Raw genomic sequence first — 11692 nt, 5'->3', positions numbered from 1 at the left:
ATCGGACGTGGGTTGCCTTGGGCGGGCGAAAACTCGCCGGGGTAGAGCCAATTGACAAACCATGCCTACATATCAGACGTATTCAGCCATCAGGTTGGTCGCAGTCGGCTGATGGATGAATACACCTAGCTCGAAGGGGGTAGCGCGCGGAGCGACGGTTGCGGCGGCTGTCAGTTGTCAAACTGGTTGTCACAGCGTCAATCCCGATGTCAGAGGGCGCCGTTATCGGCGCGCCGCAAGTAGACCTCGTGATGTCACTCCCAGTCAACGCGCAACACGACCAGATGTCTCGTAGTCCGCAGCACCGAGCGGGCGGCGTGGACCTGATGCCGGGTACCGCGCCCACCAACCGGCCGGAGTTTAGTAGTCCTGGGCTGGCTGGTCGGCGAAAACGTCGTGGAGCATTCAGCCGGCCTGTCCGATTTCGACGATGTATCCGTCGGGATCGCATAGATAGCACGGTATCTCGACCTTACGGTCGGACTGGGGCGCGCAGGTACCCGCCGACAGCGCTTCCCGTCGGTACGAGGGCGGCTCGCGCTGGAACGCGGGCAAGGGCCTGTTGTTCGTCCCGTTGCGACCCGAACGCGTCGTCGAAGTCAAATACGACTACATGGATGGTGAAAGGTTGCGCCACACAGCGCAGTTCAACCGGTAGCGCCCCGACCGCGAGCCGACGTCGTGCACTTTCGGCCAACTGGAACGCCCGGCGACCTTGGACCTCGGGAATATCGTGCCCGGCCTCGGCCGTCAGCCAGGCTCTGCCGGATGACGCCATTCTCCGCCATTGGTCAGAGCGCGCGCGACGGCTGCGGTCCATCCAGCGGCCTCGCGTCTGCGGACGCGGGCTTCCATTCTCGGATACCATGCCGCGGCCACGTGGCGGTTGGCGCGTAGTGCCGCGACATCCGGCCAGTAACCGACGGCGAGACCAGCGGCGTACGCTGCGCCCAGTGACACTGTTTCAGAGACGAACGGCCGCACCACCGGAACGTTGAGGACGTCGGCGTTGAATTGCATCAGTAGATGATTGGAAGTCATGCCGCCGTCGACCGCCAGCCGCGCGAGCGGCACCCCGGAGTCGATTGTCATCGCGTTCACCACTTCCCAGGTCTGCCACGCCGTCGCTTCGAGCACGGCCCGCGCCAAGTGGCCCTTGGTTATATAGGACGTCAGCCCGACGAAGATACCTCTGGCTTCCGAATCCCAATGTGGCGCAAACAGTCCGGAGAATGCCGGCACGATGTAGCAACCGCCGTTGTCGTCGACACTGCGCGCCAGCGTCTCGATCTGCGGTGCGGTGGCGATCACACCCAACGAGTCGCGGAACCACTGAACCAACGAACCAGCCACCGCGATCGGCCCCTCCAGCGCGTACATCGGGGCACGGCCCGGCGCTGCATAGGCCACCGTCGGCAGCAGACCGTGCGGAGACTCGACAATCGAGGTGCCGACATTCATCAACAGGAACGCGCCGGTGCCGTACGTACATTTGGCGTCGCCGGGGTCGAAGCACATCTGGCCGAACAACGCAGCCTGCTGGTCGCCGATGGCAGCTGCGATCGGCACACCCGGCAACACGACCGAGCATCGAGCGTAGACCTCACTGTTGGACACGATCCTGGGCATCATCGGCTCCGGGATATCCAGCAGTCCAAGGAGTTTGGAGCTCCACTGCATCGACCGCAAGTCCATGAACAGCGTTCTGCTGGCATTGGTCACGTCGGTGACATGGATCCCGTGTCTGGGTCCGCCCGTGAGGTTCCAGATCAACCACGACTCGAGCGTGCCGAACAGTGCTTCTCCTGCTCGTGCCCGCGACTCAAGACCGCGGACATTGTCGAGCAGCCAGCGCAATCGCGGTGCGGCGAAATACGCAGCCGGTCGGAATCCCGCGATGCGTCGAAACACCTCGGCGTCGGGACTTATCTGGTCCACCACTGGACCCGTCCTGGTGTCCTGCCACGTGATCGCGGGGGCCAGCGGATGGCCGGTGCGGCGGTCCCACACCACAGTCGTCTCGCGTTGGTTGGCGATCCCGATGGCCGTTACATTGGACGCCTCCAACCCAGCGGCGCGCAGTGCATCGGGCACGATCCGGCACACATTGCGCCACAGTTCCAGCGCGTCCTGCTCGACCCAGCCCGGCCGCGGGAAGGACTGCCGCTGCTCACGCTGCGCGATCGCCACCATGCGGCCGCGGTGATCGAACAACATGCAGCGAGCCGAGGTGGTGCCCAGGTCGATCGCAGCGACCACGCGCTGTTCGGTCACCGTGTTGGCTGCAGCGCGTGGATCACTGCCGCGGCGGCATGCCGCAGCTCCGAGAGGACATCGGTATCGGGTGAGCCGTCACGGCCAAGCAGCGATTCCGGTGACCCGAGCACCGCCATGGCCGCGACACTCGACCGGCTCCGCCCATGGACCGGCACCGCGACACCCGCGAGGTCGGGATCGTATTCGCCGCTGGCGGACGCCACGCCGGAGCGCCGGACCCGTTCGATCTCGTCGGTCAGTCGTGCGCGGTTCACCGACGTCCTGAGGGTGAAGCGTTCGAGCCGGAGGTTGCGCAAAATACGTTCGCGGCGCGGCGAATACGCCAGTACGAGTTTGCCGCACGCGGTCGCGTGCAGTGGTATCCGCTCCCCGACACGCAGCGTTTGAGCAGTGTCGTCGGGTCGGAACACATGGTGCACGACGTCGGCCTCGTGACCGTTCAGCAATGTCATCAGCACTTCGAATCCCGAAGACAGCGCGAGTGCGTCGGCCCAGACCATCGAGATCGATCGCAGGTCATTTCCATCCAATTCCACGCCTTCGCGTGAATATGCGCGCGGCCCTGGCGAATAACTGCCCGTGTCGGGATCCTGCTGGAGGTAGTCCACCTCGACCAGAGTGCGCACGATTCCGTGAACCGTCGCCTTGGACAGTTGCATGTCCTGGACGATGTCGCGCAGTTGAAGGGGCCTGTCGCTTTGCTCGATCAAATCCATTATGGCTGCGGCGCGTTCGATCGATTGGATAGATCCGGGCATCGGGCCCACTCCTCACTCTCGGTGGCGCTACGCGACGAATATCACAGGCGGAGCACGTCATCCATCCCGATCTCGTCGTCACGCCACGAAACGTTCGACATTGTCGAACAACCGCCATTGATGGCCGTCACATTCCCACATAGCTTCGCACCATCTCACAGTGCGGCACGGCCACCGCGGTGCAGTGCACCGTCGCGCCTCGTGCCAAAGCACGAAAGTCCCATCAGCACAAGCGCACAAGGAAGTGAGCAATGAAAGCATCGACGCGGACCAAGCATCCTCTCATCGGCGAACTGTCCGCCGAACTCCTGGGCACCGCGATTTTGATTCTTTTCGGCTGCGGGGTGGTCGCCCAGGTCATCGCGGGCGGATTCCCGAAGTCCGTTGGAGCAGGCGACCACAACTCGATCGCCTTCGGGTGGGGCCTGGGCGTGACGATGGCCGTCTTTGTCGCCGGTCGGCTCAGCGGTGCCCATCTCAATCCCGCAGTGACGGTGGCGTTGACGGTGTTCAAAGGTTTCGACAGGCGCAAAGTGCTGCCCTACATCAGCGCTCAGTTCGCGGGCGCCTTCGTCGGTGCGCTGATCGTCAGATTCGTCTATGCCGACCAGATTGCCACCGTCGATCCCGGCCACACCAAGGCAACTCAGGGGATTTTCTCGACCTCGCCCGGTACGGGCGTGTCCACCGCCACTGCCTTTGCCGACCAGATCGTCGGAACCGCGGTACTGGTGATCGTCATCCTCGCGGTGACCACCGCAGGAAACAACCCGCCGCTTGCCAACCTGGCACCGCTGATCATCGGGCTCCTGGTGGTCGGCATCGGCATGGCGTGGGGCACCAATGCCGGTTACGCGATCAACCCCGCGCGCGACTTCGGTCCGCGGCTGGCGTCCTGGATCACCGGCTACAACGACGCCATGTTCTCGGCCAACGGTCCTGAACTCTACTTCTGGGTGCCGATCATCGCCCCGGTCATCGGTGGTCTGATCGGTGGCGCGGTGTTCGTCTTCGGGATCGAGCGATACCTGCCCACCGCGTTGGAACTGCCCCAGGAAGTCAGTGTCGCCGAGCCCACCGCAATGACCAACAGCTGACCGTCCGCTCACCCCATCGCAGACACAGGAGTTCTTCTATGCCCGACTTCGTCGGATCCGTCGACCAAGGAACCACCAGCACGCGCTTCATGGTGTTCGACCATGGTGGCAACGTCGTCGCCCAGCACCAACTCGAACACCAGCAGATCCTGCCGCGAGCCGGTTGGGTAGAGCACAATCCCGTCGAGATCTGGGAGCGGACATCGTCGGTCATCCAGACCGCGCTGGGCACAAGCGGGCTGGTGAGCAGCGACCTGGCCGCTCTGGGCATCACCAACCAGCGCGAGACGACGGTGGTGTGGAACAGGCACACCGGCAGGCCCTACTACAACGCCATCGTGTGGCAGGACACCCGAACCGACCGCATCGCCAGCGCATTGGACGCCGACGGCCATCGGGAGACCATCAGGCACAAGGCCGGTCTGCCGCCGGCCACCTATTTCTCCGGCGGCAAGATTCAGTGGATCCTCGACAACGTCGACGGCGTCCGCGCGGCCGCCGAGAACGGTGACGCGCTATTCGGCAACACCGACTCGTGGCTGCTGTGGCACCTCACCGGCGGCGCCAGCGTTGGCACACACGTCACCGACGTGACCAATGCCAGTCGCACCATGTTGATGAACCTGGAAACCCTCGATTGGGACGACGAACTGCTGGCTTTGTTCGGCATCCCCCGGCAGATGCTGCCCAGGATCGTGCCTTCGTCGTCGCCCGAACCCTATGGTGTCACCCTCGCCGACGGCCCACTCGGCGGTGAAGTACCGCTCACCGGCGCGCTCGGCGATCAGCAGGCTGCCACCGTCGGGCAGGTGTGTTTCGCACCCGGTGAGGCCAAGAACACCTACGGCACAGGCAATTTCATGTTACTCAACACGGGAACCGACATCGTGCGTTCCAAAGCCGGGCTTTTGACCACGGTTGCCTACAAATTGGGCGACGCCGACGCCGTGTATGCGCTGGAGGGATCGATCGCCGTTACGGGGTCAGCAGTGCAGTGGTTGCGTGATCAGATGGGAATCATCAGTGGCGCAGCACAATCGGAGACGCTGGCCCGACAAGTCCCCGACAACGGAGGGGTCTACTTCGTGCCGGCGTTTTCCGGCCTGTTTGCACCCTATTGGCGCTCGGATGCGCGCGGCGCGATCGTCGGACTTTCGCGGTTCAACAACAACGCCCATGTCGCCCGCGCGACGCTCGAGGCGATCTGCTACCAGAGCCGCGACGTCGTCGATGCGATGGAGGCGGACTCCGGTGTACACCTGGAGGTCTTGAAGGTCGACGGTGGTATCACCGCCAACGACCTCTGCATGCAGATCCAAGCTGATGTGCTCGGCGTCGACGTGGTCAAGCCCGTCGTTGCCGAAACCACCGCGCTGGGCTCGGCGTACGCGGCCGGGTTGGCCGTCGGCTTCTGGAAGAACACCGACGAACTGCGCAAGAACTGGCTCGAAGACAAACGTTGGCAACCGACCTGGTCCGACGAACAACGCGAGACGGGGTATGGGCAATGGCGTAAGGCCGTCGAGCGCACGCTGGACTGGGTCGACGTCGGCTGACGCCGGCAATCCGTAAGCGCCCCAGACGAATACGAAAGACAAGGTACCGATATGGAGGCGGTGGCGCTCTCCCCTGCCAATCGCGCGGCCGCACTGGCGGACCTCGCGGCCAACCCGCTCGACATCGTGGTGATCGGCGGTGGGGTCGTCGGTGCTGGCGCCGCGCTCGATGCGGCCACCCGGGGCTTGAAAGTAGGGCTGGTCGAAGCCCGCGATCTCGCCTCGGGCACCTCCAGCCGGTCGAGCAAGTTGATCCACGGCGGTCTTCGCTACCTGGAGATGCTGGATTTCCGGTTGGTCGCCGAGGCGCTGTCCGAACGCGGGCTGATGCTCGAGAAGCTGGCGCCACACCTGGTGAAGCCCGTGAAATTTCTCTACCCGCTCAGGCATCGGGGATGGGAGCGCATCTACACCGCCGCCGGGCTCACGCTCTACGACGCGATGTCCAAGGCGTCCGGACACGGAGCCGGGATCCCGCTGCACCGGCACCTCACCCGTCGCGGCGCGTTGCGAGCGGCTCCATCCCTGAGCAAGGATGCGCTTGTCGGCGCACTGGTGTACTCCGACGCCCAGGTCGACGATGCCAGGCACACCATGACGATCGCGCGCACCGCGGCCGCATACGGCGCGCGGATCGCGACCCGCACCCGGGTGGTGGATCTCATCCGCGAGGGTGAACGCGTCACCGGGGTCCGCGTCGTCGATCTGGAGTCGAATCGCACCTACCCGGTGCGGGCGCGCCAGGTGATCAACGCCACCGGCGTCTGGACCGACGAAACGCAGGGGCTGGCCAACGAGCGCGGACAATTCCATGTCCGAGCGAGCAAGGGAATTCATCTGGTCGTCCCTCGTGACCGAATACGGTCTTCCACCGGGATCATCCTGCGGACCGAGAAGTCGGTCCTGTTCGTCATCCCGTGGGGCCGACACTGGATCATCGGAACCACCGATACCGAATGGTCGCTCGACAAGGCACATCCGGCGGCCAGCCTGAAGGATATCCGCTACCTGCTCGGCCAGGTCAACGCTGTGCTGCGGGCACCGCTGACCGAAGCCGACGTCGAGGGTGTCTACGCGGGTCTGCGCCCGCTTCTTGCCGGTGAATCCGCGGATACCTCCACATTGTCGCGGGAACACGCCGTCGGTCACAGTGTCCCTGGCCTGGTGGTGATCGCGGGCGGCAAGTACACCACGTACCGGGTGATGGCCAAGGATGCGGTCGACGAGGCCGTGCACGGTTTGGGGCAGGCCTTCGACCGCAGGATCCCGAACTCTATGACGCAGAACGTGCCGCTACTGGGTGCCGACGGTTACCACGCGCTGTGGAACGCCCGCCACCAGCTGGCCGCGAACTCGGGTCTGAGCGAGCCGCGGATCGCCCATCTGCTCAACCGGCACGGATCGATGATCGGCGAGGTACTCGGCCTCATTCGCGATGACCCGGCCTTGGGCTCCCCCCTGCCCGCTGCCGATGACTACCTACGCGCAGAGGTGGTATACGCCACCACCCACGAGGGTGCGCTACATCTCGACGACGTGTTGTGCCGCCGGACGCGGATCTCGATAGAGACCTTCGACCGGGGCACCGATTCCTGTCGGGAGGTCGCCGATCTGATGTCGCCGCTGCTGGGATGGTCCGACGAGCATAAGGCGCTGGAAATCAGCCACTACCTCGCGCGGGTCGCGGCCGAGCGGGAAAGCCAGACCATGCCCGACGACGAGACCGCCGACGGTGCCCGGATGGGCGCGGCCGAGATCGTGCCCGTCGGTCCATTGTGATCCGCATCGGCTCAGCCCATGGAGGGAAGCTGACCTCAATCTCGGCGATATCGTGCCGGGCCGTCGACGAGCGGGGCTACGGCCACGATGGCGTTAACTCGTGCGCTGGCAGCCGTCGTCGCCGCCGCCTGCACCGCCGTCGGATTGGGCGTGCCCCGCATGGGCGGACGATCGCCTCGACGGCGACTACACCTTCTACGACGGCGGCGCGACGACCACGTGGAACATCTCTATGCTTTCACCCACCCAAGGCAACCCACGTCCGATTCCAGCCCGAGGCCTTTAACCTCGAGTCAACCCCCATACCATCTAGCCGCGACGCCTACAGTTCGACACATGGCGCTGCGCACGGCACTGACGTCAATCTTCGGCATCGACCATCCCGTCGTGCTGGCCCCGATGGGCGGGGTCTCGGGCGGCGCGTTGGCGGGCGCGGTGTCCGAGGGCGGAGGGCTCGGCCTGATCGGTGCGGGCCGCGGCGATGTGCAGTGGCTGGACCGGGAATGTGAACTGGCCAAGGCGGCGACGTCGAGGCCGTGGGGCATCGGCTTTTTGACATGGGCCATCGACGAACGAGCGGTCGAGGCGGCCCTGAACTGGTCACCGGCGGCCGTCATGCTGTCGTTCGGCGATCCCGCGCCGTTCGCGCCGATGATCCGCGCCGAGGGCGTCGCGCTGATGGTGCAGGTGACGTCCCTGGACGAAGCGCGGCGCGCACTGGAAGTCGGTGCGAATGTCATTGTGGCGCAAGGCTCGGAGGCAGGCGGGCACGGCGGAGGCCGGGCGACGCTGCCGTTCGTGCCCGCGGTGGTGGACATTGCCGGCGCGACGCCGGTGCTGGCCGCGGGCGGTATCGCCGACGGCCGCGGACTGGCGGCCGCGCTGATGCTCGGCGCCGCGGGGGCGATGATCGGCACCAGGTTCGAGGCCACCCCCGAGGCGTTGCTCGACCCCGACGAGGTGAAGGCCATCACCGCGGCGCACGCGTCCGACACCGTCCGCGGCCGCGTCTTGGACATCGCCACACACGCGGGTTGGCCTGCCCGCTATCCGGCGCGCACACTGCGCAACCGCTTCACCGATGTCTGGCAGGGACGGGAAGCCGAGTTGGAATCCGACGAAGCTGCGATGGCGGAGTTCGATGCCGCCGCCGCCCGCGGTGACCGCGACTACCTGCCGATCTGGGCCGGTGAAGCCGTCGACCTGGTCGCCGAAATGGATTCCGCGAGCACGGTCGTCGCGCGCGTCGCGGCGCAGGCCGAGTCGGCGATCGCCGGGGCGTTGGCGTGATCACCACACCGTTCGGCGCCTCGTCGACGGCTGCGGAGGTCATCGCGGGTGTCGACCTGACCGGCAAGCGGGCGATCGTCACCGGCGCGTCCTCGGGAATCGGCGTCGAGACCGCGCGCGCGTTGGCGGCAGCGGGGGCAGCGGTCACGCTCGCAGTGCGCGATACGCAGGCCGGTGCACGGGTTGCCGCCGACATCAAAGCGAACACCGGCAACGACGCGGTCACCGTCGGCGCACTGGAACTGGCCGACCTGGCCAGTGTGCACGCGTTCGCCGCGGCGTGGACAGGGGCGCTGGACATCCTGGTGAACAACGCGGGCGTGATGGCGATCCCGGAGCTGACCATATCGGCCAGCAGACACGAAATGCAGTTCGCGACAAACCATTTGGGGCATTTCGCGCTCGCGCTGGCGCTGCGCGATGCGCTGGCGGCGGCAGGCTCGGCGCGCATCGTGTCGGTGAGTTCGGGCGGGCACCTGCGCTCGCCGGTCGTGTTCGACGACATCGACTACGCGTTCCGCGACTACGACCCGTTCGGCGCCTACGGACAGTCGAAGACGGCCAACGTGTTGTTCGCCGTCGAGGCGACGCGGCGGTGGGCCGCCGACGGTATCGTCGCCAACGCGCTGATGCCCGGCGCGATCGTCACTCAGTTGGGCCGCCACGTCGACATGGGCAAGGCCGCCGCCGCGATGCGGGGCCAGCGGGCGATCAAGACGGTGGAACAGGGCGCGGCGACATCGGTGTTGCTGGCCGCCTCCCCACTGCTGGACGGTGTGGGCGGCCGCTACTTCGAGAACTGCAACGAGGCCGAACTGGTCAGCAGGCGCGGGGCACCGGGGTCGGGCGGCGTCGCGCCGTATGCGCTCGATCCCGCCAATGCCGAACGGCTGTGGGAACTCTCACTGCGGATGGTCGCCGATGCCTGAAGGCGACACCGTCTGGCACACCGCCGCCATCCTGCGCGAGGCGCTGGTCGGTAAGACGCTGACGCGGTGCGACGTCCGGGTGCCGAAGTACGCGACCGTCGACCTGACCGGGCACGTGGTCGACGAGGTGATCAGTCGCGGCAAGCATCTCTTCATCCGGGTCGGCCCGGCCAGCATCCATTCGCATCTGAAGATGGAGGGCAGCTGGAAGGTCAACCCGGTCGGCAAGCCGAGCAGGGCCGGGTACCGGATCCGGATCATCTTGGAAACAACCGACATTCAGGCCGCCGGTATCGATCTGGGCGTGCTGGAGGTGCTCGACCGCGATCACGATATGGACGTCGTCGACCATCTCGGACCCGATCTCCTCGGCGACGACTGGGAACCGCACACCGCGGCCGCGAACCTGGTGGCCGATCCCGATCGGCCGTTGTCGGAGACGCTGCTCGACCAGCGGGTGATGGCCGGAGTCGGAAACGTCTACTGCAACGAACTGTGCTTCGTCACCGGCCACCTGCCGACCGCTCCGGTCAGAAACGTCAAGGACCCGCTGCGGATGGTGCAGCGGGCCCGGGACATGTTGTGGCTGAACCGCTCTCGCTGGAACCGCACCACCACCGGCAATACCCGCCACGGTCAGGACATGTGGGTTTACGGCCGCGAAGGGAAGCCGTGCCGCAGATGCGGAACGCTCATTCGGTCGGACCGCACCGGTGACCGTGTCACGTACTGGTGCCCGGTCTGTCAAACCTGAGCCTGCATGCGCCGAGACTACGGTTTGTGACGGATTTCGGCCGATTTTGCATCAGAAACCGTAGTCTCGGCGGGCGCGGGGCGGGCGGGGGCGCGGGGCGGGGGGCGCGGGCGGTCACCGGCGCGGCAGGGGCGGGGGGCGCGGGCGGTCACCGGCGCGGCAGCGCCAGCCGCACAATCTTGCGCACCACCGTGGCGAACTGCCTCGGCAGCGGGCCGGTGTTGTACGGCACGCCGTAACGTCGGCAGATCTCGCGCACCTCTTCGGAGATCTCGGCGTGCCGGTGCGCAGGGATGTCGGGGAACAGGTGATGCTCGATCTGGAACGACAGGTTGCCGCTCAGGATGTGAAAGAGCTTGCCGCCGGTCAGGTTCGCCGATCCGAGGATCTGCCGGAAGTACCACATCCCGCGAGTCTCAGCCTTGGTCTCCTCGATGGAGAACTCCTGCACATCTTCGGGGAAGTGCCCGCAGAAGATGATCATGAACGACCAGACGTTGCGGATCAGGTTCGCGGTCACGTTGCCCGCGAACACCCACGGCGCGAACGGCCCGGCCAGCAGCGGGAAGGCGACGTAGTCCTTGAGCGCCTGGCGCTTGGTCTTACGCCAGATGCCCTCCAGGATCTCGCGTTTGTCGGCAAGGGTGATCTCGCCGGCGCGAATCCGCTCGGTCTCCAGTTCGTGCAGCGCGACGCCGTATTGGAACAGCACCATCAACAAGAACGCGTACACCGGGTTGCCGAGGAAGTAGGGCCGCCACTTCTGGTCCTCGCTCATCCGCAGGATGCCGTACCCGATGTCGCGGTCCATCCCGACGATGTTCGTATAGGTGTGGTGCATGTAGTTGTGCGAGTGCCGCCACTGGTCACCCGGGCATGCGGTGTCCCACTCGAAACCCCGACTGGAGATCGCCGGATCGCCCATCCAGTCGTACTGGCCGTGCATCACGTTGTGGCCGATCTCCATGTTGTCGACGATCTTCGAAAGGCCCAGCATCGCGGTGCCCGCCAACCAGAACGGCGGGAAGAACAACAGCGCCCGTCCGCTGACTTCGAGTGCCCTCTGCGCCTTGATGATTCGACGGATGTAGGTGGCGTCACGCTCGCCGAGGTCAGCGATCACCCGCTCGCGCAGCGCGTCGAGTTCACGGCCGAACGCCTCGGCCCGCTCGGGGGTCATGGTGACGGTCGTGCCTGCGACGGTCTTCGTCACGGTTCTGGGTTGAGTCACGGTTGGTGCAGTCATATTCAG

9 protein-coding genes and 1 pseudogene are annotated in these 11692 nt (G+C 65.7%); 7 read left to right on the top strand and 3 right to left on the bottom strand.

What is annotated here, in order from left to right; genetic code table 11:
* Positions 1-511: 511 nt before the first annotated feature.
* A pseudogene (ligC, locus tag C1A30_RS36045) lies at positions 512-772 on the top strand (ATP-dependent DNA ligase); the annotation flags it as partial.
* Here ligC and glpK (C1A30_RS12245) read toward each other — a convergent pair.
* The gene (gene glpK / locus C1A30_RS12245; RefSeq protein ID WP_101948580.1) at positions 751-2274 is read right to left on the bottom strand and encodes a glycerol kinase GlpK; all 1524 of its coding nucleotides are present in this window, start codon (positions 2272-2274) and stop codon (positions 751-753) included. The pseudogene ligC and the gene glpK (C1A30_RS12245) overlap by 22 nt on opposite strands.
* The gene (locus C1A30_RS12240) at positions 2271-3035 is read right to left on the bottom strand and encodes an IclR family transcriptional regulator (protein ID WP_101948579.1); all 765 of its coding nucleotides are present in this window, start codon (positions 3033-3035) and stop codon (positions 2271-2273) included. The genes glpK (C1A30_RS12245) and C1A30_RS12240 overlap by 4 nt, the downstream gene beginning before the upstream one ends.
* A gap of 251 nt (positions 3036-3286) precedes the next feature.
* Between C1A30_RS12240 and C1A30_RS12235 the strand changes: the two genes are divergently transcribed.
* From C1A30_RS12235 to nei2, 6 genes are all read left to right on the top strand, one after another.
* On the top strand, positions 3287-4132 hold the full coding sequence (locus tag C1A30_RS12235) for an MIP/aquaporin family protein (protein ID WP_101948578.1): 846 nt from the start codon (positions 3287-3289) through the stop codon (positions 4130-4132).
* 38 nt (positions 4133-4170) lie between these two features.
* A complete protein-coding gene (glpK, locus tag C1A30_RS12230) occupies positions 4171-5688 on the top strand; it encodes a glycerol kinase GlpK (RefSeq protein WP_101948577.1) in 1518 nt (505 codons plus the stop codon).
* Positions 5689-5739: 51 nt separating this feature from the next.
* Positions 5740-7467: a glycerol-3-phosphate dehydrogenase/oxidase gene (locus C1A30_RS12225; RefSeq protein ID WP_101948576.1), complete on the top strand. Its 1728-nt coding sequence runs from the start codon at positions 5740-5742 to the stop codon at positions 7465-7467.
* Positions 7468-7803: 336 nt separating this feature from the next.
* The gene (locus tag C1A30_RS12220; protein WP_101948575.1) at positions 7804-8757 is read left to right on the top strand and encodes a nitronate monooxygenase family protein; all 954 of its coding nucleotides are present in this window, start codon (positions 7804-7806) and stop codon (positions 8755-8757) included.
* On the top strand, positions 8754-9686 hold the full coding sequence (locus C1A30_RS12215) for an SDR family NAD(P)-dependent oxidoreductase (RefSeq protein ID WP_101948574.1): 933 nt from the start codon (positions 8754-8756) through the stop codon (positions 9684-9686). Before C1A30_RS12220 ends, C1A30_RS12215 begins: the two co-directional genes overlap by 4 nt.
* A complete protein-coding gene (nei2, locus tag C1A30_RS12210) occupies positions 9679-10440 on the top strand; it encodes an endonuclease VIII Nei2 (protein ID WP_101948573.1) in 762 nt (253 codons plus the stop codon). Before C1A30_RS12215 ends, nei2 begins: the two co-directional genes overlap by 8 nt.
* Positions 10441-10588: 148 nt before the next feature.
* Here nei2 and C1A30_RS12205 read toward each other — a convergent pair whose 3' ends face one another.
* The gene (locus tag C1A30_RS12205; protein ID WP_101948572.1) at positions 10589-11686 is read right to left on the bottom strand and encodes a fatty acid desaturase; all 1098 of its coding nucleotides are present in this window, start codon (positions 11684-11686) and stop codon (positions 10589-10591) included.
* Positions 11687-11692 lie beyond the last annotated feature (6 nt).

The sequence above is a fragment of the Mycobacterium sp. 3519A genome, assembly GCF_900240945.1.
Lineage (GTDB): Bacteria > Actinomycetota > Actinomycetes > Mycobacteriales > Mycobacteriaceae > Mycobacterium.
Note: the sequence above shows the minus strand (reverse complement) of the source record. Positions and strands in the feature narration are given on the sequence as shown.

Bases quoted from the DNA above. Each gene is read 5' to 3' on its own strand.
- C1A30_RS12240 (WP_101948579.1), bottom strand. From the start codon at position 3,035: ATGCCCGGATCTATCCAATCGATCGAACGCGCCGCAGCCATAATGGAT.
- C1A30_RS12220 (WP_101948575.1), top strand. From the start codon at position 7,804: ATGGCGCTGCGCACGGCACTGACGTCAATCTTCGGCATCGACCATCCC.
- glpK (WP_101948577.1), top strand. From the start codon at position 4,171: ATGCCCGACTTCGTCGGATCCGTCGACCAAGGAACCACCAGCACGCGC.
- C1A30_RS12205 (WP_101948572.1), bottom strand. From the start codon at position 11,686: ATGACTGCACCAACCGTGACTCAACCCAGAACCGTGACGAAGACCGTC.
- nei2 (WP_101948573.1), top strand. From the start codon at position 9,679: ATGCCTGAAGGCGACACCGTCTGGCACACCGCCGCCATCCTGCGCGAG.
- C1A30_RS12235 (WP_101948578.1), top strand. From the start codon at position 3,287: ATGAAAGCATCGACGCGGACCAAGCATCCTCTCATCGGCGAACTGTCC.
- C1A30_RS12225 (WP_101948576.1), top strand. From the start codon at position 5,740: ATGGAGGCGGTGGCGCTCTCCCCTGCCAATCGCGCGGCCGCACTGGCG.